We start from the raw sequence: 24736 nt of genomic DNA, 5'->3' as shown, positions 1-24736 counted from the left end.
TCCGAACCTGCGGGGGTACCCTGGACCCACGCTTCAATAGGCCGGGCCGTCGGTTCACGCGTCGATCGGTCGCCATATCTCGATCCGGCGTTCTCCCTGCAAGAGGTCCGGCAGCGCCTCGTGCCACGCCTGCCGATAGGGACGATGGATCTGAACGTTCACGACGTCCTCGTGGTCGGCCCAGATGTCGTGCAGGAGGAAGCGGGCCGGATCGCCCGGATCCTCGTGGAGCGTGGCTCCCCTGTAGGTGGCTTCATGGCGCATCGCCTCCATGACCTCGGTCAGGAGCCGCAGGAACCGCTCCCGCTGGCCCCGCCGGAGCGTGAACGTGATGGTGTAGGCGACGCTCATGCGGCGCACCTCTCGGCGATGTCGTCGGCCAGCCGTGCAGCGTGCGTGACCATCACGCCGTGCGCCGCGCCGCCATAGACAACCAGCTCGGCGCCCGGGATGAGGCGGGCATACGCCCGTGCGGTGAGGTCGATCGGGGCGGAGACGTCCCAGTCGCCGTGGATGAGCGTGACCGGCAGTGCGAGGCCGGCGGCTTCGTGCCGAAGGTCGGCCGAGAGGATGGCATCCTGAAAATCGAGCAGGATGCGCCGCGAGGTATCCTGCACCATGCCGGCCATCCAGGCACCCAGCGCGGCCCGGTGCCCGGGCGCGAAGGGATCGATGGCCTCTTCGATCCATCCGGGCAGGTCGGTCGCCAGGCGCGCCCTCATGACGGTCGCCATGTCCGGCGTCAATCCGGGACCGCCATCGCCATCCGCCAGCATGCGAGGCCCCGTCGCGCCGACGAGGATCAGGCGGGCGATCCGCTCGCTTCCCTCCCGCGCGAGGTAGCGGATGGCTTCGCCGGCCGCACCCGAATGGGTGACGAGCGTGACGCCTCGCAGGTCGAGGCCCGAGAGAACCCGCGCCAGATCGTCCGCCAGTGCATCGGTATCGGCCCACCCCGGATCGGTGGAGCGGCCGTGCCCACGGCGGTCATAGGCGAGCGTGCGCAGGCCACGGGCATTCAGGGCCACCATGACCTCGCCCCAGATCCGCGAATCCATCCCCCAGCCCGCAAGAAGCAGAACGGGCGACCCGCGGCCCCAGTCCCGCACGAAGAGCCGGTGGCCGTCCCCGATCTCGACGAAGGGCGCGCTCACGGCTGCCCCCCATCGAGGAAGCCGATCACCTCGACGATTCGGCCCGTCTCATCGAGCCGCACGACATCGGTGCCGGACGCGACGGGCGCGCCCGCCGCCGGGGCGAGCGTCCAGGAGAAGCGGACGAACGGGCCGTGGCCGTCCGGCGTGCCCGCCAGGCGGAACGCGAGCCCCGGAAACTGCGCCCTCGCGGCCTCGATCATCTCCGCGACACCCGCGGGCCCGTCGGCACCCATCAGGGGATCGCGGTAGCGGGCCTCCGGGTGCCACGCGTCGAGACGGCGTCGACGCTCGGGTGCCGAGCCTTCGTTCCAGATCGACAGATAGTCCGTGGCTGTCTCGAGCGGGGATCTCATGCTTGTCTCCTCACCGAACGGGAGACCGCAGCATGGAAGAGTATCGCGCAGTCGGCGATTACCTCGCAGGTCATGGGCAGGACGCGCTGGTCGTGGGAGAAGAGCCGCATGAAGGCGACGCTGGCGAACGAGACGGTGGGAGATCTGCTGCGCGACTGGCGGCGACGGCGGCGCTACAGCCAACTCGACCTTGCGCTGGAGGCCGAGATCTCGACGCGGCATCTCAGCTTCGTCGAAAGCGGTCGATCCACCCCGAGCCGCGAGATGCTCCTGCGTCTCGCCGAACGCCTCGTCCTGCCTCTTCGCGAGCGCAACCGTCTCCTCCTGGCCGGGGGCTACGCACCGGTCTTCACCGAGCGCTCGCTCGACCGGCCGGACATGGCGGCGGCGATCGGAGCCGTGCGCGCAGTCCTGTCCGCGTATCAGCCCTATCCTGCGCTTGCGGTCGATCGGCACTGGACGCTGGTGGCCGCCAACGACGCCCTCATGCCTCTGCTCGCCGGTGTGGCGCCCCACCTTCTGCAACCGCCCGTCAACGTCCTGCGCCTGTCGCTCGCCCCCGACGGGCTCGCCCCTGCGATCCTGAATCTCGGCGAATGGCGCCAGCACATCCTCGAGCGCCTGCATCGTGACGCGGCGGCGTCCGGAGATTCCGAGCTCGAGCGCATTCACGATGCGCTGCGCGCTCTGCCTTCGCCGGGTGCGACCTTGCAGCAATCCGAGCCTCGATCGGCTCTCGCCCGGATCGCCGTGCCGCTGGTCCTCCGACATCCCGCGACCGGCGAACGGCTCTCGTTCCTGTCGACCACGACGGTCTTCGGGACGGCGACCGATATCGCACTGTCGGAACTGACGCTGGAGGGCTTCCTGCCTGCCGACGAGACGACGCGTCGAGCCCTGAACCCCTCTCCCGCCTCGTGACGCGGCGAGGCCCGCCGCCGTGCCTGCCGGGACGGCCGGCGCACCGCTTTCCCGCTCACTCGGTCGCCGGGGTCGACGGCACCCTGCCGTGCCAGAGGCGAACCGCTTCGGCGTCCAGGTGGGGCCAGGATCGGACCCGGCTTCTTCGAGCGGAGGCTCCGCCTCCAAACCCTTGCAGGAGATCTGGCAGCGAACCCGAGCTCTTCGAAAGCGGCCATGCCGTCGACGCCGAGATGCTTGCATCACCGGCTCGGCCCTGCCACGTTCGCCGACGGCAGGTGCCGCCCGCCGCTCGCGTCCGTTTGGATATGGTGAAGGCACCGAGTTTCGATCTCGCCCGGATAGCCCGCCCGGCACTGGATCGGCAATGCGAGCCCCGATGACCTGTTGCCGGCGCGAGGAACTATCATGCCGACGATTGACGACGCCAAGGCGAGGGCCAGGCGACTTCGAGCAGCCCTCGCTGGTCACGCGATTGAGATCCCCCAGGCTCTGAGCCTCGAGCTCACGGCGGCAGAGCTTGGTTACCGCGACTGGAACACGGCCGCAGCCGCGCTCAAGGATGAGAAACCAGGCAGGATTTCGTTTCAACAGGCGATCCCGATCCTTCGCATCTTCGATGTCGCGAAGGCACGGGAGTTTTACTGCGATTTTCTGGGCTTCACCGTGAACATGGAACACCGCTTCGAACCCGAATTGCCCCTGTACATGGCGATCGCGCGAGCGGGCCTGGAATTGCATCTCAGTGAGCATCACGGCGATGCCAGTCCGGGATCAACCGCCTACGTCTGGATGACGGGGATACACGCGTTCCACGCGGAGCTGATCGCCAAACGATACGGCTACGGCCGCCCCGGGATCGAGACTCTCCCCTGGGGTGACCAGGTCCAGGTATCCGATCCGTTCGGGAATCGGATCAGGTTCTGCCAGAAGCACGGATCGTCACGCTGACGGCGGCGGCTCTCAGTCTCACCGGTGCCGGGGAGCCGCCGGACCTTCATCCGCTCAGCCGAGCCCCCGCCTGATCGATCACCCGGATGCGGCCCCTCCCCGGATTCCGGATGGGGCCGGATGCGGAGACGTGCCGTCATTCGCGTCGAACGGCCGTCCGCCGGACCTGAAACCCTGTCTTGGACTGCGCGAAGCCGGCCGCCGCGTAGAAGGCCAGCGTGGACGGCTTCGTCGAACCGGTCATCAGCATGACCTTGTAGCACCCCGCCTCCCATGCGCGCTCGACGGCGGCGCGCAGGACCGCCCGTCCGTACCTCGCTCCCCGATGATCGGCATGGGTCACGACATCCTCGATGAGGGCGTAGGGCTGCCCGCCACGGGTGAGGTTCGGGATCACGACAAGCGTGCAGGTCGTGACCAGCGCATCGCCGATCGCCCCCACGAGGACGGCGCTGCCCTCGGACCGCAGCAGGCGATCCAGCATGCGGACGGCGACGTCGGGCGGGCAGCGCGCATCGTCCGGGTCGAGGTGGACGTCCAGGGCGAGGAGACGCGACAGGTCGGCCCGATCGATGGGCCGAACCACGAGATCGGACACGCCGTGACCATCCCGCGGCCGTCCCGTCACGGCGAGGTTGCCCCTACTTCGTCCCCGGCCCGTAGGGCGGCCGCGGGATCGCCCGGTGGGCCGCCCGCAGGGCCGCCGACCAGCGCTCGCGCAGGTCGTGGAAATAGGGCTCGCCGGCCTCGATCCGGTGCAGCACCTCGGTGTCGCAGGTGTTGCGGCGGATCACCGTGAGGTCGATCGGCAGGCCGACGCCGAGATTCGACCGCATGGTCGAATCCATCGAGACCAGGCCGACCTTGAGCGCGTCGTAGATGTCGGTCCGGAAGGTCACCGCGCGGTCGAGGATCGGCTTGCCGTATTTGTGCTCGCCGATCTGCAGGAACGGTGCATCCTGGCTGCAGGCGATGAAGTTGCCGGCGGAATAGATCATGTAGAGCCGCATCGGCCCATCGCCGATCTGGCCCCCGAACAGGAACGACACCTCGAAGCGCAGCTGCGCCGCCTCGAACCCGGCGCGCTCGATCGCCCGCACCTTGCGGATCGCGCGGCCGATCAGCTGCGCGGCGCGGAACATCGTCGGCGCGTCGTAGATCGTCTCGGGCTTGCCGGTATCGGGATCCTCGACGCCCTCGGTCAGCAGCGACAGCACCGACTGCGTCACCGAGAGGTTGCCGGCCGAGGCGAGCGCCAGCACCCGCTCGCCGGGCTTGGTGAACATGTGGAGCTTGCGGTAGGTCGAGATGTCGTCGAGCCCCGCATTCGTGCGGGTGTCGGCGATCATGACGAGACCCTCTTCCACCAGGATCCCGACGCAATAGGTCATCGTTCACCGCCCCCCGGCGATCGTCAGGCGGACGGTCCGGCACCGCTCGCGGCGCCACCCTGGCGCAGGCCTGCCCCCGAATCCAGCCCAATCCGCTGCCCCCAGGTGAGGTGGCGCACGCCTATCGCGGCGCGGCCACAGGGGGTCGGTCAGCCCTGGGCCTGCGTCTGGCTCCGCTGCGCGTCCTGAGCCTGCTGGGCTTGAGCCTGCGCCCGCGCGTCGTCGACCCGCACCCGCACGGTCATGGTCTCGGTGCCGCCGCCGGTGCGGCTGCCGCGGACCGGCGCGGCGTCGAGATAGTCGAGGCCGATCGCCACCCGCAGATGGGCCTCCGTCACGGCGATGCCGTTGGCGGGATCGAACCCGACCCAGCCAAGATTCGGCACCCGGGCCTCGACCCAGGCGTGTCCGGCCTCCTGGTCCGCGGTGTCGGGCCGCCAGTAATAGCCCGAGACATAGCGCACCGGGATCTCGAGGTGGCGGGCCGCCGCGATGAAGACATGGGCGAGATCCTGCCCCACCCCGGTGCGCAAGGCAAAGGCCTCGGCCGCCGTGGTGGCGGCGCCGGTCGGACCGGGGGCGTAGTCGACCGCCTGGTGGACGCCGGCGAGCAGGCGGTGCAGCCGGTCGAGCGGGTCGGTGCCGGCGCCGACCGTCTCGTCGGCGAAGGCCCGGATCGCCTCGTCGGCGACGGCGAACCGCGATTCGCGGAGATAGAACGGGTCGGGCAGCCACTCGGAGATGCCGCGCATCACCCCGTGGGTCTCGGTGGTCTCGACCTCGCCGGAGACCCGGATGGTCAGCGTCTCCTCGGGCCCGTCGGCGCTGAAGACGTGGACGATGTTGCCGAAGCCGTCCTCGCGCCGGCTGAGCCGGCCGTCGACCGTCGGCTCGATGCGCCAGGCGCGCACGTGCTGGCCGTCATGGTCGCGCGGCGTCAGCCGCAGCATCTGGATCAGGCCCCGGGCCGGGCTGTCGTACTGGTAGACCGTCTCGTGGACGACGCGGATGCGCATGGTGTCGCGACGCTCGCTGTCACGCTGAAGCTTAAGCCGTGCGGGGCGGTCCTATACACCGTCCCGCGGCAGGGCGAAACCGGGCGGGACGCCAGCGCCCGCACGGGGGGCCTTCAGCCCAGATACTGCTCGACGATCGCCGCCCCGAGCCGGTTGTTCTCGGCGATGAACTCTTCGATGAACTCGTGCAGGCCGGCGGCGAAGATCTCGTCCACCGTGAGGTCGTCGAGCTTCGCCAGCATGCCGCGGGCGAGGCGCTGGCTCGGCCCGCGGCGGCCATAGGCGTCGGCGACGCGGTCGAGGTTGCGCACCAGCATCTCGTAGCAATTGGCGAGGGAGCGCGGCATCTCGCGGTTGAGGATCAGGAGGTCGGCCACCAGCCAGGGCTTGATGCTCTCGCGGTAGACCCAATGGTAGGCGGTGAGCGCCGAGACCTCGCGCAGGATCGTGGTCCACTGGAAGTAGTCGAGGCTGCCGCCGACCCGCTCGGTCTCGGGCAGGAGCACGTGGTACTTCACGTCGAGGATGCGGGCGGTGTTGTCGGCGCGCTCGATGGCGACGCCGAGCCGGGTGAACCAGTAGGCGTCGTTGCGCAGCATCGTGCGATAGGCCGATCCGTCGAAGGCCAGCGACACGCCCTTCACCCAGTCGAGGAAGCGCGCGAACTCCTCCCGGGTCATGTCCCGGCCCTCGAAGCTGCGCAGGTGCAGGTAGGCCTCGTTGATCGCCTCCCACATCTCGCTGGTCAGCGCCGTGCGGACGCTGCGGGCATTCTCCCGGGCGGTGTGCAGGCAGGAGCGGATCGAGGACGGATTGTTGGGGCTGAACGCCAGGAAGTCGCGGACGGTGTGCTCGTTGACGCTGTCGTAGAGCGGGCGGAACAGGTCGATGTTGCCGGCCGAAGCCAGGGCCGATTCCCACTCGTTGGCGTCGGCGCCGCCGTAATTGGCCGGCAGGGCGGAGAGTCGCAACGCGGCGTCGAGGATGCGGGCGACGAAGTCGGCGCGCTCGGCGTAGCGCGAGAGCCAGTACAGGTTGTCGGCGGTGCGGGAGAGCATGGCGGGCTAGAGGCTCACGCTGGGATAGTACGGGGCGGACCGAGCGGAAGCCCGGTCCGGCGGGGGCAAGCCGGACGGGCCTTCAGCCGTCGAGCACCCAGGTATCCTTGGTGCCGCCGCCCTGGCTCGAATTGACGACGAGCGAGCCCTCCTTGAGGGCGACCCGGGTCAGGCCGCCGGGCACGATCCGGATCTCGTCGGCGCCCGAGAGCACGAAGGGCCTGAGATCGACGTGGCGGGGCGCGACGCCGGAGGCGACGAAGGTCGGGCAGGTGGAAAGGGCGAGCGTCGGCTGGGCGATGAAGCCGTCCGGCGCGTGGCGCAGCTTGCGGCCGAATTCCTCGATCTCGCGCTTGGTGGCGTGAGGACCGACCAGCATGCCGTAGCCGCCCGAGCCGTTGACCTCCTTGACCACGAGGTCGCCGAGATTCGACAGGACGTAGTTCAGCGCGTCCTTCTCGCGGCAGCGCCAGGTCGGCACGTTGTGCAGGATCGGCTCCTCACCGGTGAAGAAGCGCACGATCTCCGGCATGTAGCTGTACACCGCCTTGTCGTCGGCGATGCCGGTGCCGACGGCGTTGGCGAGGGTGACGCTGCCGCTCTGGTAGGCGCTCATCAATCCGGGCACGCCGAGGACCGAATCGGGCCGGAACACCAGGGGATCGAGGAAGTCGTCGTCGATGCGCCGGTAGATCACGTCGACGCGGCGCGGCCCCTCGGTGGTCCGCATGTAGACCACATCGTCCTTGGTGAAGAGATCGGAGGCCTCGACCAGGTCGACGCCGAGCTTGTCGGCCAGGAACGAGTGCTCGTAGAAGGCCGAGTTGAAGCGGCCGGGGGTGAGCAGCACCACGCTCGGGTCGCGGGCGGCGCGCATCGGCGCCAGGCTGCGCAGGGTGGCGAGCAGCGCGTCCGGGTAGGCCTCGACCGGGGAGACCCGGTGCTTGGAGAACAGTTCGGGGAAGAGCCGCAGCATCACCTCGCGGTTCTCCAGCATGTAGGAGACCCCGGACGGCGTACGGGCATTGTCCTCCAGCACGAAGAACTGGTCCTCGCCGGTGCGGACGATGTCGATGCCGGCGATGTGGACGTACTTGCCGTGCGGCACCTCGAAGTCCCGCATCTCCAGCCGGTAATGCGGGTTGCGGTAGACGAGGTCGCCCGGGATGATCCCGGCCTTGATGCATTCCTGCGGGCCGTAGATGTCGGCCAGGAACAGGTTGAGCGCGGTCACGCGCTGCTTCAGGCCACGCTCGAGGAAACCCCATTCGGGCTTGGTCAGCACCCGCGGGATGATGTCGAACGGGATCAGCCGCTCGGTCGATTCGTTGTCGCCGTAGACCGCGAAGGTGATCCCGATCCGGCGGAAGAACAATTCGGCCTGACTGCGCCGCGTGTCGAAATGCTCGGGCGGAGTCGTGTCGAGCCAGGTCTTGAGCGCCGCGTACGCCTCGCGCACGGCGGCCGGGTCCAGTCCGCTCTCCTGGATTCCCGTCATCTCGTCGAACGCGCTGAGCGGCATGGGCGTCCCTCTGTTTGCCCCGAAGCTAGACGCAAGACGGGGGCCAAGGCAAAGGAAATGCGCCCGGCGCCCATAGGCTCCCCACGACTTTGCGCTGCGTCAGCCGCGGCGGTGCGGGAGGCGCTGCGGATGGGACGGATTTGCTCAAATTTTCGGCAAGATCGGCGCACCGAACCGTGTCGTCCTGCCAGGCCACGAGACCTTCGGGGCGGAGCCGCACGTTCGCGGCGGCGACCGCCGCTCCCGTCGGGGGCGTCCTCCGCCGCCGCCGGCCCTCTCAGATCAGCTTCAGCCCGCGGAAGCTCGCATGACCGTCGCGGCCGACGATGATGTGGTCGTGCACCACGATGCCCAGGGGCCCGGCCACCGCGACGATGTCGCGGGTCATCTTGATGTCGGCCTGGGACGGGGTCGGGTCGCCGGAGGGGTGATTGTGGACCAGGATGAGGGCGGTGGCCGAGAGCTCCAGCGCCCGGCGCACCACCTCGCGCGGATAGACCGGCGTGTGGTCGACGGTGCCGCGGCCCTGCACCTCGTCGGCGATCAGGCGGTTGCGCTTGTCGAGGAAGAGCAGGCGGAATTCCTCGCGCTGCGCGAACGCCATGGCGGCGCGGCAGTAGTCGATCACCGCAGCCCAGGACGAGAGCAGGGTGCGCTCGGCCACCGCGCCGCGGGCGAGGCGGCGGCCGGCCGCCTCCATGATCTTGAGGTCGGTCACCACCGACGGCCCGATGCCGTCGATCTCGAGCAAGCGTTCGGCGGGCGCGCTGATCACCTCGGCGAAGCTGCCGAATCGGGCGATCAGCGCCTTGGCGATCGGCTTGACGTCCCGGCGCGGGATGGCGCGGAACAGCACCAGCTCCAGGAACTCGTAATCGGGCAGCGTGTCGCCCTGCGCGAACCGGGCGCGCAGGCGGTCGCGGTGGCCATGGTAGTGCGGCTCCTCCGCCTTGCTCGCTGGCGCCTTGATCTCCGGCGCGGCACCGCCAGCCTCCGCGAATCCGGCGGTGGTGCGGGGCGGGCGAGCCATGGCGGGCGGTCAGGCGGCGGTGTCGTGCGGCTTGTCCAGCCCCTTGGGCGACAGCGTGAAGATCTCGACGCCGGTCTCGGTCACCGCCACGGTGTGCTCGAACTGGGCCGAGAGCGAGCGGTCGCGGGTGACGGCGGTCCAGCCGTCGGCCAGCACCTTCACGGCCGGCCGACCGAGATTGATCATCGGCTCGACGGTGAAGAACTGGCCGGGGCGCAGCACGACGCTGTAGCTCGGCTCGACGTAGTGCAGGATGGTGGGCGCGTCGTGATAGGTGCGGCCGAGGCCGTGGCCGCAGAAATCGCGCACCACCGAGCAGCGCTCGCCCTCGGCGAAGGCCTGGATCGCCGCGCCGATGTCGTTGGTGGTGCCGCCGGGCTTGATCGCCGCGATGCCGCGCATCATCGCCTCGTGGGTGATGTCGCACAGGCGAGCCGCCTTGCGCGGCACCTCGCCGACATAGGCCATGCGGCTCGAATCGCCGTGCCAGCCATCGACGATCAGGCAGATGTCGAGGTTGACGATGTCGCCCTCGCGCAAGGGCTTGTCGTTCGGGATGCCGTGGCAGACGACGTGGTTGATCGAGGTGCAGATCGATTTCGGGTAGCCGCGATAGTGCAGCGAGGCCGGATAGGCCCCGTGATCCATCGCGAAGGTGTAGGCGAGGCGGTCGAGCGCCTCGGTGGTGACGCCGGGCGCCACCGCCTCCATCAGCAGGTCGAGGGCCTCGGCGGTCAGCCGGCCGGCCTTGCGCATCGCCGCAAAGGCCTCGGGGCCGTGGATCGGCGGCTCCTGCCGGCGGCTGTCCTTGACCGCGGTCTGATCGTCACGACTCATCGGGGGCCCGGGTCATTCTGCTGGCGGCGTTCTGGAGGCTTCCGATGTAGGCGCTTCCGGCCCCGAAGCCAAGGAGGTTGGGGCTCAGCGCGGGTCGACCCAGGCCCGCGGCCGGGCCGGCGAAGCGGCGACGGGCGCGCGCTGCGCGACGCGGACCGGCCGGGCCGCGACCGGGCGCGCGGCGTAGGAGCGCCGGACCCGGCGCGCGGCGCGGCGCGGGCGCCGTCCCGATTCGCCCCAGGCCGCGCCGACGACCCCACCCACCACCGCGCCGATCGGCCCGGCGACGAGGGCACCCGCCGCCGCGCCGGCGCCGGCGCCGAGGACCGTGCGGCTCTGGGCCTGGGCGGCGGGGGCGCCGAGCAGGGTCGCGCCGGTGAGGGCAGCCAGAACGGCGAGCCTCGGCAGGAAACGGGTCACGGGCGATCCTCTCGTATCTTTTGATATCCAGCGGGGGCCCCGATGTCGCAAGACCGTGACCAAAGGACGGCGGAGGCGCAGGCACGGCCCGGCCCCCTAGGCGCGGCGGCCCCGAGGGGCTAGGAGAACCCGAGATTCGTAGGGCCGACGCGGCCCGGCAGCCAGGAACTCTGAGGCGATGGCAGACAAGGCGGTTCCGCACTTCCACAACCAGGACGGCGTTCCGGTCATCCAGGTCGGCTCCAAGGAGTTCATGTGCATCGGCGCGCTGCCGCCGTTCGACCATCCCCACGTCTTCCTCGACATGGGCGCCGACCACGAGATCATCTGCCAGTACTGCTCGACCCTGTACCGCTACAACCCGGCCCTGAAGGCCGGCACGGCGGAGCCGGCCTCGAGCGTCTGGGACGACCGCGCCCGCCTCGCCGCCGAGTAGGTCTTGACCCAGGAGCGCCTGGCGGGGAGCCGTCCGGTCCCGGACCGGCCGGGCCTGCGCGTCGCGGTGGTCGGGGCCGGCATCGGCGGGCTCACGGCGGCCTTGTGCTTGAGCGCCCGCGGGCACGACGTCACGCTGGTCGAGCGGCGCACCGCCTTCAGCGAGGTCGGGGCCGGCCTGCAGCTCTCGCCCAATGCCAGCCGGATCCTGACCGATCTCGGCCTCGCGATGCCGCTGCGCCGGGTCGCCGGCGAGCCGGCCCGGGTGCGGATCCGCGCCCTCACCTCCGCCCGCGACATCGGCGAGATCGCGCTCGGCGCGGCGATGCGCGAGCGGTTCGGCGCGCCCTACTGGGTGGTGCACCGGGCCGACCTCCAGACCATCCTGCTCGATGCCGCCCGCAGCCGGCCGGGCATCCGCCTCCTCGTCGGCCGCGCCGTCACCGGGGTTCGGGAGAGCGCGGCGGGCGCCACCCTGATGCTCGCCAGCGATGGTGGCCGCAGCGAGACCCTGGTGGCCGACCTCGTGGTGGCGGCCGACGGCGTGCGCTCCGCCTTGCGGACCGCCCTTGACCGGCGGACCTTGCGCCCCCGCGGCGAGGCCGCCTGGCGGGCCACCCTCCCCCGCGAGGCGGTGCCGCCGGATTTCCTGGCCGACGAGACCGGCCTGTGGCTCGGGCCCGGCCGCCACGTGGTGCATTACCCGATCAATGGCGGGCGCCGGCTCAACCTCGTGGCGGTCGTGCCGGACAAGGGGAGCAGCGAGGATTGGGGCGCCCGCGGCGAGCCCGCACGCCTGCGCGCCGCCTTCGCGGATGCCGCCCCGGCGCTCGCCGGCCTGCTCGCCCGGCCCGAATCCTGGCTGGTCTGGTCCCTGGTCGACCGGCCGGCGGCGCGCCCGATGGCCCGCGGCCGGATCGCGCTTTTGGGCGACGCCGCCCATCCGGTGCTGCCGTTCCTGGCTCAAGGGGCCGCGCTGGCGATCGAGGATGCCGCAATCCTCGCCGCCTGCCTCGCTCCCGGCCAGCCGGTACTGGCCGCGCTCTCGGCCTATTCCGGCGCCCGGACCGAACGGGTGCGCCAGATCCAGGCCCATGCCCGCCGCAACGGCCGCATCTACCACGCCGGCCCCCTGGTCTCGGTCGCCCGCGACGTGGTGATGGGGCGTCTCGGCCCGGAGCAGATGACCGAGCGCTACGCCTGGCTCTACGGCTGGCGGCCGGTCGCGCCGGCTTGACCGGCCACGCGAACCCCCTCGCGAGGCCTTGATCTGCGCCCCGCCCCCGGCTAACCCGGAGCGGCCGGGCAGCGCCCGCGCGGACGTGGCGGAATCGGTAGACGCACGAGACTTAAAATCTTGCGACCTCTGGTCGTGCGGGTTCGAGTCCCGCCGTCCGCACCAGCACTTAGCTCAATGTAAGGGGTTGCGGTCGAGGTCCGGGGTAACGCCACGGGTAACGGCGCGCCCCCGGCACTTGTGGGTCAAAATGCCTCAGTCGGCACCGCGCTGACTTCCCGATCGTCATCCGATCCGGCAGCCCACACGACCTGTGATGCGCCACCCAGTGGTGCAGCCAGGCTCGGCTCTCGATCAGCATCCGGTTCGGAGTCGGGATCGCCGTCGGCCTCGTCGAGCAGCAGGATGATGTGGTCGACGATGTCGAGCGCGAGGTCGGCTAGCCGCTCGAACTCGACCCGCGGGATTTGCGTAGCCGGAATTCCGGCCACGGCTCGGGGGAATGGAATCACGTTGGTCATCGGCGCCCCTTATCGTCAGGAACCTCGGTTGCAGGTGTGGCGTCGACCCGATCACAGCGTGAAGCTGATGCTCTCCGAGCAAGCTCGTCGAGCAGTGCGTTCTGGATCGATGCACAACGTTCGGCTTCATCATCAGTCCGGCAGCCGCCGTGATTTCCTAACTCAGGCCAGAGCATGTTCTGCGAGAACGCGCGCCCGGCCTGCTCGTACACACTCAGGAGAGCGGCGAGCTCGCCGATCGACATCGCACCCAAATTGAGGGCTGCAATCTTAGTACCTCGAACGGCGCAGTCGATTTTTCGAGGCTTTTCGGCCGACAAACCACCATCTCGACCAACAACGACCGACGACTCGGTGTCGAACTTTTCATGCCTACTCATAGGGTAATCCGATCGCAATTGCTCACAACGAGCAGCAGTAGCGCTGCTATCAGCGTCGCTTGACTTGCTTTTACTATGGTGACTCGGCCTGCCTGGGCTCGACAAGCGCGTGGAATCGCTTTCCACAGCGGAAGCTTTCCGCTTGCGGTTCGCTGCGGAGACCAATCGATCGGCCTTCTCGCGGAGAGCGGCCGCCCTCTCTCGCAGGCCCTCTCTGCCGATACGGGGATTCCCGTTTCGGGGTGCCCTGGCGGGTGTATTGCGGGCAGCAGCCATCACAGGCCTCCCTCGGCGAGAAGAGCATCGAAGGCAGCGCCCTCCTCCGGGCTTAGGGCTCCGAAGTAGCGACAGATGCCGTCGCGCAGCGCCGCGAGTGCGTTGGTGTCCTGGCTGAGATCCTGATCGGCTGGCGACGGGGCGGCAGTGTCGTTGTTCATCACCACCTCCCTCAGAACGGACGCAGGACGCCGTAGCCGGCGATGGTGCCGGCCACGAGGATGACGGCCGTCAGAAGCTCGCCGGTCCGTTCAGGAAGCGCAGGGCGCGAACGTGGGGCGTGTCGGGTCGGACCTGCTGGACCGCCTCCCATGCGTCAGGAGCTTCGATCTCGTCGGGCGAGAGAGTCGGCGCCTCTCGGGCATAGAAGTGCGGAGAAAGCGTGCGACTGCGTTCACCGGCGCGGGCCGGTGTTGTAGAATGACGGATAGCCATGATCGTCCCTCGAAGACGTGCGTGGTCAGGCCCGGCAGAAGGCTCCTAACCCTTCCACCGGGCCGCTTGCCGTGTTAACGTGATAGCACATTGACGTCAACTGGTGTTATCGTGAAAACACGAAAGCCGCGGCCAAAAGTGACAGGTGAACTGATCGGGGTACGTCTGCAGCCAGACGACCTAGCAGCCCTTGATCATTTTCGAGCGCTAGAGCCAGATCTACCCTCAAGGCCAGAAGCCTTACGCAGACTAGCATCTAAAAGCCTCGCTTCCAGAGCAATAGTAAACCCAGATATATCGTGTGATAATAAATAGTATGCATCAATCCAAGTGCTAGAGGTACCGTTATGAGTGAGATGCAAACAGGATTAAAAACATTCACCGGGCTTGCAAGCTATTTTACAAAAATATTTGAGATATTAGATAGAATGCGCAGAGAAGATATAAAAATACTTATAACTCCATTGCATGATGAATTTGTCAAAATAAATATGAATTACTTTGATATGTTTTATAGATTGCGAACTAAAATCAGGGGTCTCGGAAATGCAAAGCTAAATTTGGATGAGTTTGAATTTTCTCAAGAGTTGAAAAAGATTATCGATGATTTCGAAAAAGAACGCGGAGAACTTGAGCCTTTCAGGGATATATTTCAACAAAAAATCAAGGGATATCTGGAGGCTTGCCAAGATCCGCACGTTCAAAACTATATTGGAGCGCTAGGGTTCTATTTTTCACATCCGCCGACACAAACATTCACAGACTCTCCTTTCGTTATGCAAATGGATGTGCGTGGCATTATCGAGAGAGGCGGGGTTAGTGCACTACCTACCCCATCATCTAAATTATTGTCAGAAATAAAAAATACGCGCGATTTGAGTAAGATAAAATCAACTATTGCAGAGACATGTGAAGGCGTGGCGATTAATATGTCGATTGTTTCAAGATACTATTATTCCCTCGAGGCGAAAAGAATATAATGCAATTAGACATGTACGCGATAAATTTTAGCACCATGAATTTTGGATGGCGCTTGCTGGCTTATTGCTCACAGTAAAGAACTCATTATCACGGCCAGCAGCATGCCAAGAGAGCAGCCGCACGATGCCGATCAAGGCGCTCAACGACCGCAAGAAGCTCTCGTCGGACTTCAACGAGGCCAACAACGCCTTCATCGACGCGGTGCTGGGCGCGCTCCAGGCCGGTGAGATTCCCCTCGATCTCGCCCGGGCCTATCTCGCCCATCCGGTGGCGATGATGCACGCGAGCGGCGCGCAGGCCGTAGCCGACTATTTCGGGCGGATCCTGTCGCAGAAGCCGACGATCGACTGGACGCCGGGAGGTTGATACACCGCGAACCTGCGCTCCCGCTTGGCAGGCGATTGGGGTGAGACCTCCGTGCCCGGCAAGGCGGCGGGGGACGCACTTGAAAGAGACCTCGTGGATCCAATATACTGCAGGAACAAAAAGCGAACATTACTCCAGCGACCGAGAGCCACGACACGCACAGGTTGAAACGAAATGGGTCGAAATTCACGGGCGTTAATGCCAATCGGCCGGAATAGGCGAGACTCACCGCTGACACCCTACGCAATCTATGGTCTCTAAGCGTCAAGCTTGAGACAGGATTGCAGACGTGACGCGCAACGTGAACGTGCTCTACTCGAAGGCCAGAGTGCGCAAAGGGGAGCTGAATCATGCTAACCTAGAGCAAGCCCTGAGGGCGTCGCTCAACACAAAGATTGGCGGAGTTGTGATTAGCACAGACGCGAGCCTTAGAAGATCTGATGCGGCACCAGACTATGGAATTCTGGTGATCAACCATGCCGATCCGTTGCCAAAAGGTATTTTCATCGAGATCGTGCGCTTTGCACCCGGCTCGCAGATCCCGCTAATTCAGACTGGCGCCGGCGGGAGCGAGTACAGTTTGCAAAATGCGAACACCCCTCGGGGAACTGAACTCATCAGGGGATTTCTTTACGCGATCGTAATCGAAGATCATTTTCTTTATGTCAATCGCGAAATGGCGGTACATAGATGCGAAGATCTAATCGAGTGGATGCTCGCGAATAGGACGACGATTGCAACGCCTGATCTTTCTCTGAGTTTCACCGCAGAGGTCAATGTGGAAGCGCTGGCCTCAGTTCAAAAAATGGTCCTCCGCCCGCGTGAAGCTGCGGATCCGGGCCGGGATTGGCGGTCTCAATCGCGCGAAATTGTGCCCATGGAGACGCGAGCGGACACGGAACGGCTTACCGGATCCTCCGTATTCGGCATCCTCAAGGCAGCCCACTTCACCGACGAGCGCATCGCAACGCTAGAGGCGCAGGGGGGTGGACATCGAGCTTAAGCTGTAAGTTTACTTCAAATCAGACGGATCTAAACACGAAATATCTAGGCACGATCTTGCCGACCTCATCAGGGATGTACCTGAGAAAGAATTAATACTATACTCAAAAGGTGGGCGCGAAAAGTCCGGCCGAATCGCGAGATTGGCGTTTCCGGCCGAGGTTGAAACGATTGGTGAGTTATACGAGCGGCCAAGCATCATGGCGGCGCTTTGGGCGGCGTTTCGCTACTTCGAAAAGCAGGAGTATATCTAGCTGTGGGCAGGATCTTCAGACTCGCAAAAAAATGGAAAGGCTTAGCACTACCATGCGCCCTTTCCATCGCTGCTGTCTGCGTTCTACCCAACGACTTCATCGCCATCGTGAGCGGCGAGCTTATCAACTTTTTCGGCTTCGTGATCGCCGCGGTGTTGCCGGCGATGGCGCTGACGGCGACAACCCTGCGCGGCAGCGGCATGTCGGTGAGGCGCCTCATGCAGCTTCGCGACGCCCTCGACCTGCAGATGAAGTTCTGGGCTGGCCTAGTGCTCTACAGCTTCGCAGCCGTGGCACTCATCGTCGTAGCGAAGCCCTGGATCGGGTGTGCCGCGGGAGCGACCTGCACGCCTCAGGTGCTCGTCGAGTATAAGGGGTTCGCCCTAGATACGCGTGTCGGCAATGGTGCAACCAACGCGGCTGTCGCTTTCCTGTTTGGGTCGGTGTTCTTCCAGCTGTTCAACGTGGTAGGCGGACTGCGAGCGCTCCTGCGGGTAAACGCGGAGGCGGCAATCGGCGAGGCTCAGCAGCGATTTGACGACCGTTTCGCCGACGTGGATGCGCATATCGCCCGGGTGAAGAATCCGCCAGGGTTTGGCGAGACAGTAGAGCTTCCGTCCATGCCCGACGCCGGATCCGGGCCGCGGTAGCAGCGCCCGACAGGCGGCCGTATGCTCAACGCCAAACAAGGAACCGAGCTTGTACAAGGTGACAGGAACCGACCCAATGGGCCGCGCGCTAACCTTCGCATGCGGCACGGATTTGCAGGCGCTCGACAAGGTCCGAGAGCTGATGTCGCGAGGCTTCCGCGACATCTCGGTTTTCGACCCGAAGGGGCAGCAGCAGGGCGGGGCGGCGTTCGAGCGAACGATCGGCTTGGAATACGACTGAAACCCTTTGAGCCTAAAGATGCCCGGAGCGGACCACACGGCGGCCACCCTCCCCTGCCACAGCTGCGCTTCGATCAATCCAGGGCCCCACTCATGCAGAACCTGCACGCCGCGTTCCTGACTGCCATCGGCATCGGCCTGATCGCCCTCGCCATGGCCGCTGCAGCGGAACGGGGCGTGCAGGCGCGCCTGGAGCGCGCCATGCTCCCCGTGGCCGCAGTCCAGACAGTGAGCAGCTCGACGGCACTGCGGTAGCGGAACGCCGGAACAAGCTCGCCAAATCGGCTTCCCCCGCCGCCTGGGCAACTATCTGAGGGCTGGGTGTGACCGTCTGACTGTTAGGATTGAGGAGCCCCGCTCCTTTCAGGGCTATTTCATCGTCGTCAAGATAATCGCCGGCAAGAGGTTTATATGGCGGGCAAAAGTTCGCCCCCACCGTGTGAAACCGCTCGCATACCTGGAAGTTAACGCCCGTTAATCGCGGGCAGGATCCGATGTCGGGCACCAACTCAAGCTTCACCGAGGCAAACGTCCCTACCCGCAGCTTCGGGAGCGACAACGACTCGGTGCTCGACGGTGTCGCTCGTGGTCTCGAAGCGATGTTTCCGCCCATCTACCAGTTCGTGAGCCGGGACGATGACCCGGAGGTGGTGCAGGAGGATCGTGAGCATCCTGACACCGAGTGGCAAGCGTCAACGACGGGCGTCTAGAGACAATGCCCTGCCTACCGGAGGACGTTCGTGCGCTGGCCCTCATGCTGCCAGTGCAGTGTGAGCGAATAAATCAGAGCAGCGGACAGCCGCCTTCCGCCATTGGACGAAAGACCTTATCGCCAGGCGCTGTTCCGAGTACGTTGTAAAAGTCATATTTGTATTTTGAGTCCTTGGGCGCTTTGACTTGCAACAAAATCATATTGTGTAAAACGCGGCCGTCCTGACGGATAATAACATCTTTATTGATGAAATCGTTCATGGGCGTTGATTTCATTTTTGATACAACGGTGGCGCTGTCGTCCGTTCCCGTTGCCTGTATGGCTTTGAGATAATGCATCACCCCGGCATAAGCGCTCGCGTGAATCATATTCGGCACTTTGCCGTCGAAGGCATCCATGTAGCGCTTCGACCAAGCCCGGGTCTCGTCGTTCAGGTCCCAATAGAACGATTCGCTGAGTACTAGACCCTGGGCGTTCTGAAGTCCCATACCCTGGACGTCGTTCACGACTAGCAACAATCCAGCAAGTGTCTGACCGGAGATTTGCAGGCCAAACTCATGTGCCTGCTTGACCGCGTTGATCATGTCAGACCCAGAATTGGCTAGTCCGACGACCTTGGCACCCGAACTTTGAGCCTGAAGTAGATACGATGAGTAGTCGGTTGTACCGGTCGGGTGCTTCACGCTGCCGACGACTTTGCCGCCACCTGCGGTGATGAAGCGTGCAGCATCGCGTTCGAGGGACTGACCAAAAGCCTGATCTGCTGTGATAAAGAACCAACTCTCGCCACCCCGCGAGAGAACCGTCCGACCGGTAGATGCTGCGAGAGCAAAAGTATCGTAAGCGAAATGGACGCTCGTCAGCGAGCAGGCCTTGCCGGTCAGGTCTGACGAGCCGGCGCCTGTGATTAAAAACGTCTTCTTGCGCTCACGCAAAAAATTCTGGATGCCCAGCGCGATCGACGAGGCGCCACCGCCCACGACAGCGTCGACTTTCCCTCCATCGATCCACGCGCGCACGGCGTTCAATCCAACGTCGGGCTTGCCTCCGTCGTCAGCTATTACGACCTCAATCGGCTTGCCAGCGACCGTTCCGCCAAAATCCTTCACCGCCATGCGAACGGCCGCGACTGTTCCGAGGCCCGTAGCGGCAGAGTTTACGCCTGAGTGATCGCTCGACACTCCAATCCGCACTACGTCGTCGGAGATCTGCGCCTGGGCCGCTAGAGGCGCGAGTGCCATAGCCACAGTGAGGAGAAGACGGTAGGCGCTCGAGCGCATCGACGTTGTACCCTTCGGCGTTCGCACGAGCCGCGCGTGGACCGGCGCTGCGCCAGGACAACTGACCTTAGGACGCCAGACGAAGTCCGTCGAGATACGGATCGCTTCGAGCTGCCCGCCGGTCGCGTCATAATGCGCGCTTACGGGGTGGGGAGCGATTGCCGGCCTTGCCTAGCGCTCGTTTGTGATGGAACTTCCTACCGCCTATCCGTCATCCAGCGATGACGATGAGTCCGGTTCGCGGTCGAAGATCAGCCTGTTGGAAGTGATATGCCCGACCTGTTCAGCCCTTTTCGCCTCAAGGACGTTACGCTTCGCAATCGTATCGTCATGTCGCCGATGACAATGCACCGCTCGGTCGACGGAAAGGTCGGCGACTATCACGTGATGCTGTACGGGTCGCGCGCAGCAGGCGGATTCGGTCTTGTATTCCCTGAGCAGATTGCGATCACCCCTGAAGGTCGGACTACGGTCGGATGTGCTGGACTCTGGAACGACGACCAGATCGAAGGGCTCGCGCGTGTCACGTCCATCATCAAGGAAATGGGAGGCGTACCAGCCATCCAGCTCGGGCATACTGGGCGGAAGGGCAGCGAGCAGAAACCATGGGAAGGCAAGTTACAACTTCCGCCCGACCATCCTCATGGATGGCAGCTTAAGGCGCCATCGGCGATTTCCTACGGCGGACGGTACACATATCCAGTCGAGGAGATGACTGTCGACGAGATTAGTGACGTTCATAGAGCCTACGCTGCTGCCGCCAAAAGGGCCTTGGAAGCTGGGTTCGAGTGGCTGGAGATGCATTTCGCTCATGGGTATCTTGGGGCGAGCTTCTTCTCGCCGTTGGCTAATCAGCGGACCGATCATTACGGGGGAAATTTCGACAATCGGCTGCGCTACCATCTCGAAGCTCTCGACGCCGTCCGAGCCGTATGGCCCGAGCGATTGCCTCTGACGATGCGCCTCGGCTCTGACGATCTGCATCCGGCGGGTGTTCAATTTGATGAGGCCGTTGCGGCCGTCGCTCGCATGAAGGAGCACGGACTCGATCTCGCCGACCTGTCGATCGGGTTCAACACGGACGAGATGACGGATCCGCCATTCGCCCGAATGGCCTTCATGGTCGAGCGCGGGGCACGCGTGAAGAGGGAGATCGGTATACCAGTTGGCGTTAGCTGGAACCTTGGGCTTCCTGCCGTCGCCGACCAGGTGATCCGTGATGAACTCATCGATTTGGTCTTCCTCGGCCGTCCTGCTCTCTCGAACCCCCACTGGCCCGTTTGGGCTGCCCGCGAACTCGCCCACCAAGACCCGTTTTCCCTGGTTCCGGAGGATTGGGGATGGTGGTTGCGCAATTTCCGAGCGCACGAAGCCTGCATCGGTTGGCCAGTTCCTGGAGCGTCACCGTTATTGGAAACGGAAGCCCGCCCAGCGTGAACGATATGACCGGCGGCGAGGCCTACAAGGTGAAGCTCGTTACCGACGACGCGCTCGACGCGGCAATTTCTGCCTTCCTGACCGATCCGTCGAAGCCGGTGATGATCGAGGTCAGGAAGGGGAGTATCGACGTCGCCGCGGCCGTCCTGGTGCACCAGTGGTCGGCGGACGAGCTTGCCGTCGAGGATGCGACACCGGCTCGGCGGCGGAATGCGGTGAAGACGGCGGTGCTGCTGGCGACGGTGGGGTGAGCTTTAGCTTTCCACCATTAGCCCCACGAAACTAAGCGACGCGGTATAGACAGGTTGTCTCCTATGGTTCCTAACCACGACTGTAACTGACTGATAGTCAGACCCAAGTGGTACAGTCGACGACGCCATCTCTGCCAGCGTCCGTTTAGCTGCCTCGCGTGCGGATTTTATGTCGACACACTCGATGCCAACATTGTCGTGGGCCCAATCTCCGTTGTGTGTGTCGAAGAAGAAGTGGGGCATCGTTCGCTCCCAGCCCTGCGTCATTCATATCGATGACTATGCATGCTGGTCTGACAGAAAGTCATGCGAGGTGCCATCTGGCTCACGCCAGTCTGGTCTGCGTTACGCACAGACTGTCTGGAAACGAACTCAAGTCACAGCGAAAAAAACAAAAGCCAGGCGCTTGTGCAAGCGGCCCGGCTTCGTCCACGAGGTGACCGGCACGAGGCAGCGGTGCGCCGGCTTGAGCCAGGGCCGCCAGTAGGGCGAGGCGACGTTGCGCACGTTGGTGACTGGCTGGCTGCCGACCTTCGGCGGCGGCGGGAAGCCCCAGCGCATCATCGTCAGCACCCGCTCGCCGCCGGCAGCGTGGATGACGGGCGCCATCTGGTCGGGAAAGATCCCGGGTAGCGGCGGCAGGTTACCGGTCTCGTCGCGATCGACCGCGAAGGTGCGCCGGATTTCATCCTGGGAGCGGACAGAGCTGTAGAGGTTGCACATGGCCGCGATCGTAGCTGATTGGCCTCTACCGGTCTCGTGAAGCGTCGTTGGCCGTCGCTGGAGGTGCGAGCCGCCGCTTTCGACCCGATTCGGACCCCGGGAAATTCCGCTTGCAGCACCCTGGAGAGGGTGATCTATGATATGAGAGAACTGGTCGTCGTCGGTCCGTTTTCAGTTCACGAAGTGGAGCAAGCGGAGTTCGAGAAATTGGTGAGAGCCGGTCAATAGCGGGTGATCACTCTGGAAAGCGTGAGCAGATTGGCGGACGGTCCACGGACGCCCTAATTCGGCCGAGTTAAAACTCATAAGAGCGATTATCGCAATCCCTGGTTGTCTAGACTGCAGAAAATTGCTAATTGCCAACAGCTGTTAACTATGATGGTTCATATTATGAAAGTAATTTTGATGTACCGCTGAGTAATGCAGACCTCATTAGTCTCCCTGTTCGACGGTCAATCAGCTGGATTTTTGCTGGCTGCAATTGTCCTATGCTACCTTAGTGCCTGGCTCCTTATGCACTTCGTCCAGCAAGCCGAAAGTGCTGCGAAAGGTGAAAAGCCATGGTGGCTGCTCGGAACGGCAGCCATTAGTGGGACTGGGGTTTGGACGACTCATTTTGTAGCGATGCTCGGGTATCGTACTGACCTCCTCCTGAGCTACGACGCTGCTAGAACCCTGAACTCCGCATTCGTAGCCATTGTCGCGGTAGGCGGCCCGCTCGCTGTATCGGCACGTTGTGCACGAACGTGGACGTGCGCCGCAGCCGGCGCATTATCTGGCTTCGGCATCGGAGCCATGCACCTCATCGGTATGGCTGCGTTGAAGGACTGCACCCAAGCGCATTCGCTAGCCCTTGACATTATTGCTTGTTTGATCGGAGCCGCCTGCATGTCGCTGGCTCGGATTGCGGCGCGAAGCAGCTATAAGCTAGCCACTACTGTTTCTCTTATAGTTGCAGCTGTTTGCGGCACGCATTTCGTGTCTATCGCCGGCACAGAGCTAATTGGGACAGCGTCCGATCAGATCATACCGATCATGCAGCTACAACTAGGAATTTTGGCCGCGACGGGGGCAGCTACTCTCTTGTTTGGCACTCTCTTGGCCCTGGTGGTTGCGAGTCGCCTCGAAGGGCAAGAAGCAATACACGCCCGACTACTCGCGACTACTCTACAGAATATGTCTAATGGCATTCTAAAAGTATCAAAGGAAGAAATAGTCGAGATTTATAACGAAAAGTTGTGTACGATGCTCCTGCTGCCCCCCCGGTGGAATGGTGCGTGGCATGACTTTATCGTCCTTCTTGCAAATGACCGGCAGTGCTAATGGCTGGGACAAGCATCGCATCAACCGAGTAATCGCAAATCATCGAGAATGGATGGCCGGAAGCACGGAAACGCGGGTAGAACACACATTCGACGATGGGCGCATTCTTTCTATTGCCTGTCAGCCCACTAACGATGGCGCAGTTTTAACTTTTGACGACATTTCAAGTGAGAAGAGAGCGCAGCAGGAAATCCTTCACCTTGCTTACCACGACCCTTTGACAGGCCTCGCCAATCGACGCTCGCTTATCGAGCATATGGGTCAGCTACATTCGAGCAACGATTTATATGAATTACTACTGATCGATCTCGATCGCTTTAAGGCAGTCAATGATACTTTCGGTCATGGAACCGGAGACCTCCTGCTCATCAAAGTCGCAGAACGTCTGCGCACACTAGCCGGCGACCTGGGCTTCGTGGCCCGGCTTGGTGGCGACGAGATGGCGATCATTCTCCGGTCGGACCCTGCTTCAGCCACGCGTATAGCAGAAGACATTATCATTGCAGTCGAGAAGTCATACGCGCTGACTGATTTTACGGTTTCCATAGGCTGTAGCATTGGCTTGTGTGGGTGCGAGGATCGGTCGAGCCCTGAAGAACTCATGCAATGCGCCGACATCGCTCTTTACGAGGCTAAACGTCATGGCCGAGGACGCGTAACGCGCTACGCCCCGGGTATGGTTGAGGCCGTAGCCGAGCGACATGCCTTGGAGCACGACCTTCGGATCGCCTTAGACAAGCATCAATTTCACCTTGTCTTCCAGCCGATCATGTCACTCTCGAATGATGCCATCGTCGGCTATGAAGCGCTCATACGGTGGCAGCACCCGACGCGGGGTTTCGTCTCGCCGGTAAGTTTCATCCCCCTGGCCGAAGAGACCGGTCTCATTGTGCCCATAGGGGCTTGGGTATTGAACGAGGCCTGCCGCCGAGCAGCTCTCTGGCCCGCTCATCAGCATGTCGCCGTCAATGTATCGGCGGTCCAGCTCCGCTCCCCAAAACTTCTAGCTCACATTACATCGGCGCTCGCCGCCAGCGGATTGCCACCTCATAGATTGGAGATAGAATTAACAGAGACCGCTTTGGTCGAAGACGGCCGCCAGGTTGCACACACTCTCTCCGCTATACGCCAGCTCGGTTTGAAGATTGCGATGGATGATTTCGGGACAGGGTATTCTTCACTAGCCCACTTGCGCGATCTACCACTGGATAGAATTAAGATTGATCGCAGTTTCGTTGCTGCCGCGCTAAATGACAAACACTCAATGGCAGTTGTCAAAGCGGTTACTCAAATGGGAAGTGACATGGGCATAGTTACGATTGCGGAAGGAGTTGAGGACGCTGATCAACTAGCGCTACTTAGAAGTATTGGCTGCGACGCGGTTCAAGGATATTTGATCGGCCGACCTGAGCGTCAGATGAATTCGCGTCTGCCTGTCGTGGCAATTTCTAACGCTAGTGCATTGACGCATTCAGAGGATTCACAGGGGGCATGAGGCATGCGAGTCTGAGGCATGGCTCAGACTGTCTGTGTGATCCCCAGCGCCGCCGACCTGACGCGCCTGTCCGCTATCGTCG

At 63.8% G+C, this 24736-nt stretch carries 31 protein-coding genes, 1 tRNA gene and 1 pseudogene; 16 read left to right on the top strand and 17 right to left on the bottom strand.

Translation table 11 applies throughout. The features are described 5' to 3' along the window. Positions 1 to 54: 54 nt before the first annotated feature. From FF100_RS21415 to FF100_RS21405, 3 genes are read right to left on the bottom strand one after another with little or no spacing between them, the layout of a single operon-like run. Entirely contained in the window at positions 55 to 351 is a 297-nt protein-coding gene (locus tag FF100_RS21415) for a putative quinol monooxygenase (RefSeq protein ID WP_139037774.1), read from the bottom strand. After that, positions 348 to 1154: an alpha/beta fold hydrolase gene (locus FF100_RS21410; protein ID WP_139037773.1), complete on the bottom strand. Its 807-nt coding sequence runs from the start codon at positions 1152 to 1154 to the stop codon at positions 348 to 350. The genes FF100_RS21415 and FF100_RS21410 overlap by 4 nt, the downstream gene beginning before the upstream one ends. Next, a complete protein-coding gene (locus FF100_RS21405; protein ID WP_139037772.1) occupies positions 1151 to 1510 on the bottom strand; it encodes a nuclear transport factor 2 family protein in 360 nt (119 codons plus the stop codon). Before FF100_RS21405 ends, FF100_RS21410 begins: the two co-directional genes overlap by 4 nt. Positions 1511 to 1618: 108 nt before the next feature. On the opposite strand from FF100_RS21405, the gene FF100_RS21400 reads away from it, so the two are divergent. Continuing rightward, positions 1619 to 2431, top strand: coding sequence for a helix-turn-helix domain-containing protein (locus tag FF100_RS21400; RefSeq protein ID WP_139037771.1), 813 nt, complete (start codon positions 1619 to 1621; stop codon positions 2429 to 2431). A 408-nt stretch (positions 2432 to 2839) separates the two neighbouring features. Beyond that, positions 2840 to 3382, top strand: a complete 543-nt coding sequence (locus FF100_RS21395; protein WP_139037770.1) for a glyoxalase superfamily protein — start codon at positions 2840 to 2842, stop codon at positions 3380 to 3382. Between the two features lie 136 nt (positions 3383 to 3518). On the opposite strand, the gene FF100_RS21390 is transcribed toward FF100_RS21395, so the two are convergent. The 8 genes from FF100_RS21390 to FF100_RS21355 form a co-directional block, all read right to left on the bottom strand. Next, positions 3519 to 3980, bottom strand: coding sequence for a GNAT family N-acetyltransferase (locus FF100_RS21390; RefSeq protein WP_139037769.1), 462 nt, complete (start codon positions 3978 to 3980; stop codon positions 3519 to 3521). Positions 3981 to 4023: 43 nt separating this feature from the next. Continuing rightward, positions 4024 to 4773, bottom strand: coding sequence for a proteasome-type protease (locus tag FF100_RS21385; RefSeq protein WP_139037768.1), 750 nt, complete (start codon positions 4771 to 4773; stop codon positions 4024 to 4026). A gap of 149 nt (positions 4774 to 4922) precedes the next feature. Beyond that, the gene (locus FF100_RS21380) at positions 4923 to 5789 is read right to left on the bottom strand and encodes a transglutaminase family protein (RefSeq protein ID WP_139037767.1); all 867 of its coding nucleotides are present in this window, start codon (positions 5787 to 5789) and stop codon (positions 4923 to 4925) included. Positions 5790 to 5902: 113 nt separating this feature from the next. Further along, positions 5903 to 6847, bottom strand: a complete 945-nt coding sequence (locus FF100_RS21375; RefSeq protein ID WP_139037766.1) for an alpha-E domain-containing protein — start codon at positions 6845 to 6847, stop codon at positions 5903 to 5905. Between the two features lie 82 nt (positions 6848 to 6929). Further along, positions 6930 to 8369, bottom strand: a complete 1440-nt coding sequence (locus tag FF100_RS21370; protein WP_139037765.1) for a circularly permuted type 2 ATP-grasp protein — start codon at positions 8367 to 8369, stop codon at positions 6930 to 6932. Between the two features lie 277 nt (positions 8370 to 8646). After that, the gene (gene radC / locus FF100_RS21365; RefSeq protein WP_246102211.1) at positions 8647 to 9399 is read right to left on the bottom strand and encodes a RadC family protein; all 753 of its coding nucleotides are present in this window, start codon (positions 9397 to 9399) and stop codon (positions 8647 to 8649) included. A 9-nt stretch (positions 9400 to 9408) separates the two neighbouring features. Beyond that, positions 9409 to 10236, bottom strand: a complete 828-nt coding sequence (gene map / locus FF100_RS21360; protein ID WP_139037764.1) for a type I methionyl aminopeptidase — start codon at positions 10234 to 10236, stop codon at positions 9409 to 9411. Positions 10237 to 10320: 84 nt separating this feature from the next. Further along, on the bottom strand, positions 10321 to 10656 hold the full coding sequence (locus FF100_RS21355) for a DUF456 family protein (RefSeq protein ID WP_246102209.1): 336 nt from the start codon (positions 10654 to 10656) through the stop codon (positions 10321 to 10323). Positions 10657 to 10834: 178 nt separating this feature from the next. Here FF100_RS21355 and FF100_RS21350 point away from each other — a divergent pair, with 178 nt between their 5' ends. From FF100_RS21350 to FF100_RS21340, 3 genes are all read left to right on the top strand, one after another. After that, the gene (locus FF100_RS21350; RefSeq protein WP_139037763.1) at positions 10835 to 11092 is read left to right on the top strand and encodes a zinc-finger domain-containing protein; all 258 of its coding nucleotides are present in this window, start codon (positions 10835 to 10837) and stop codon (positions 11090 to 11092) included. Positions 11093 to 11095: 3 nt separating this feature from the next. After that, positions 11096 to 12328, top strand: coding sequence for an FAD-dependent oxidoreductase (locus FF100_RS21345; RefSeq protein ID WP_425463337.1), 1233 nt, complete (start codon positions 11096 to 11098; stop codon positions 12326 to 12328). Between the two features lie 79 nt (positions 12329 to 12407). Then, positions 12408 to 12493: transfer RNA gene (locus tag FF100_RS21340), tRNA-Leu, on the top strand. Positions 12494 to 12573: 80 nt separating this feature from the next. Here FF100_RS21340 and FF100_RS21335 read toward each other — a convergent pair. The 3 genes from FF100_RS21335 to FF100_RS37220 all read right to left on the bottom strand — a co-directional run bounded on the left by FF100_RS21335 (position 12574) and on the right by FF100_RS37220 (position 13666). Beyond that, positions 12574 to 12849, bottom strand: a complete 276-nt coding sequence (locus tag FF100_RS21335; RefSeq protein ID WP_139037762.1) for a hypothetical protein — start codon at positions 12847 to 12849, stop codon at positions 12574 to 12576. Further along, positions 12846 to 13229 (bottom strand): hypothetical protein, encoded by a 384-nt coding sequence (locus tag FF100_RS21330; RefSeq protein WP_139037761.1) that lies wholly within the window; start codon positions 13227 to 13229, stop codon positions 12846 to 12848. Before FF100_RS21330 ends, FF100_RS21335 begins: the two co-directional genes overlap by 4 nt. 275 nt (positions 13230 to 13504) lie before the next feature. Next, on the bottom strand, positions 13505 to 13666 hold the full coding sequence (locus FF100_RS37220) for a hypothetical protein (protein WP_171070283.1): 162 nt from the start codon (positions 13664 to 13666) through the stop codon (positions 13505 to 13507). Positions 13667 to 14287: 621 nt separating this feature from the next. Here FF100_RS37220 and FF100_RS21320 point away from each other — a divergent pair. The 7 genes from FF100_RS21320 (at position 14288) to FF100_RS21295 (ending at position 18143) form a co-directional block, all read left to right on the top strand. Next, positions 14288 to 14920 (top strand): hypothetical protein, encoded by a 633-nt coding sequence (locus tag FF100_RS21320; RefSeq protein ID WP_139037760.1) that lies wholly within the window; start codon positions 14288 to 14290, stop codon positions 14918 to 14920. A 124-nt stretch (positions 14921 to 15044) separates the two neighbouring features. Next, positions 15045 to 15287: a hypothetical protein gene (locus FF100_RS21315; RefSeq protein WP_139037759.1), complete on the top strand. Its 243-nt coding sequence runs from the start codon at positions 15045 to 15047 to the stop codon at positions 15285 to 15287. Positions 15288 to 15576: 289 nt separating this feature from the next. Then, positions 15577 to 16290, top strand: coding sequence for a hypothetical protein (locus FF100_RS21310; protein ID WP_139037758.1), 714 nt, complete (start codon positions 15577 to 15579; stop codon positions 16288 to 16290). A gap of 255 nt (positions 16291 to 16545) precedes the next feature. Then, positions 16546 to 17193 carry a hypothetical protein gene (locus FF100_RS21305; RefSeq protein WP_139037757.1) on the top strand — a complete coding sequence of 216 codons (648 nt, stop codon included), beginning with the start codon at positions 16546 to 16548 and terminating at the stop codon, positions 17191 to 17193. A 58-nt stretch (positions 17194 to 17251) separates the two neighbouring features. Further along, a complete protein-coding gene (locus tag FF100_RS21300) occupies positions 17252 to 17434 on the top strand; it encodes a hypothetical protein (protein WP_425463340.1) in 183 nt (60 codons plus the stop codon). Positions 17435 to 17526: 92 nt separating this feature from the next. Next, positions 17527 to 17688, top strand: coding sequence for a hypothetical protein (locus FF100_RS37215; RefSeq protein WP_171070282.1), 162 nt, complete (start codon positions 17527 to 17529; stop codon positions 17686 to 17688). A 239-nt stretch (positions 17689 to 17927) separates the two neighbouring features. Then, positions 17928 to 18143: a hypothetical protein gene (locus FF100_RS21295; RefSeq protein ID WP_139037755.1), complete on the top strand. Its 216-nt coding sequence runs from the start codon at positions 17928 to 17930 to the stop codon at positions 18141 to 18143. A 73-nt stretch (positions 18144 to 18216) separates the two neighbouring features. Here FF100_RS21295 and FF100_RS21290 read toward each other — a convergent pair whose 3' ends face one another. Next, positions 18217 to 19386, bottom strand: a complete 1170-nt coding sequence (locus FF100_RS21290; protein ID WP_342779020.1) for an ABC transporter substrate-binding protein — start codon at positions 19384 to 19386, stop codon at positions 18217 to 18219. 309 nt (positions 19387 to 19695) lie between these two features. Between FF100_RS21290 and FF100_RS21285 the strand changes: the two genes are divergently transcribed. Together FF100_RS21285 and FF100_RS21280 are read left to right on the top strand one after the other, a co-directional pair. After that, positions 19696 to 20862, top strand: coding sequence for an oxidoreductase (locus FF100_RS21285; protein ID WP_139037753.1), 1167 nt, complete (start codon positions 19696 to 19698; stop codon positions 20860 to 20862). Next, positions 20859 to 21113 carry a hypothetical protein gene (locus tag FF100_RS21280; RefSeq protein WP_425463336.1) on the top strand — a complete coding sequence of 85 codons (255 nt, stop codon included), beginning with the start codon at positions 20859 to 20861 and terminating at the stop codon, positions 21111 to 21113. Before FF100_RS21285 ends, FF100_RS21280 begins: the two co-directional genes overlap by 4 nt. Positions 21114 to 21116: 3 nt before the next feature. Here the strand turns inward: FF100_RS21280 and FF100_RS38660 are convergent, their stop codons facing one another. Both FF100_RS38660 and FF100_RS21275 read right to left on the bottom strand, forming a co-directional pair. Then, entirely contained in the window at positions 21117 to 21356 is a 240-nt protein-coding gene (locus FF100_RS38660) for a DUF6894 family protein (protein ID WP_425463335.1), read from the bottom strand. A gap of 132 nt (positions 21357 to 21488) precedes the next feature. Continuing rightward, positions 21489 to 21836, bottom strand: a pseudogene (locus FF100_RS21275) (SOS response-associated peptidase family protein); the annotation flags it as partial. A gap of 420 nt (positions 21837 to 22256) precedes the next feature. Between FF100_RS21275 and FF100_RS21270 the strand changes: the two are divergent. Beyond that, positions 22257 to 23159, top strand: coding sequence for an MHYT domain-containing protein (locus FF100_RS21270; RefSeq protein WP_139037751.1), 903 nt, complete (start codon positions 22257 to 22259; stop codon positions 23157 to 23159). After that, on the top strand, positions 23107 to 24654 hold the full coding sequence (locus tag FF100_RS21265) for a putative bifunctional diguanylate cyclase/phosphodiesterase (protein WP_139037750.1): 1548 nt from the start codon (positions 23107 to 23109) through the stop codon (positions 24652 to 24654). Before FF100_RS21270 ends, FF100_RS21265 begins: the two co-directional genes overlap by 53 nt. The last annotated feature ends 82 nt before the right edge of the window (positions 24655 to 24736 follow it).

This window comes from Methylobacterium terricola, from assembly GCF_006151805.1.
GTDB lineage: Bacteria > Pseudomonadota > Alphaproteobacteria > Rhizobiales > Beijerinckiaceae > Methylobacterium > Methylobacterium terricola.
Note: the sequence above shows the minus strand (reverse complement) of the source record. Positions and strands in the feature narration are given on the sequence as shown.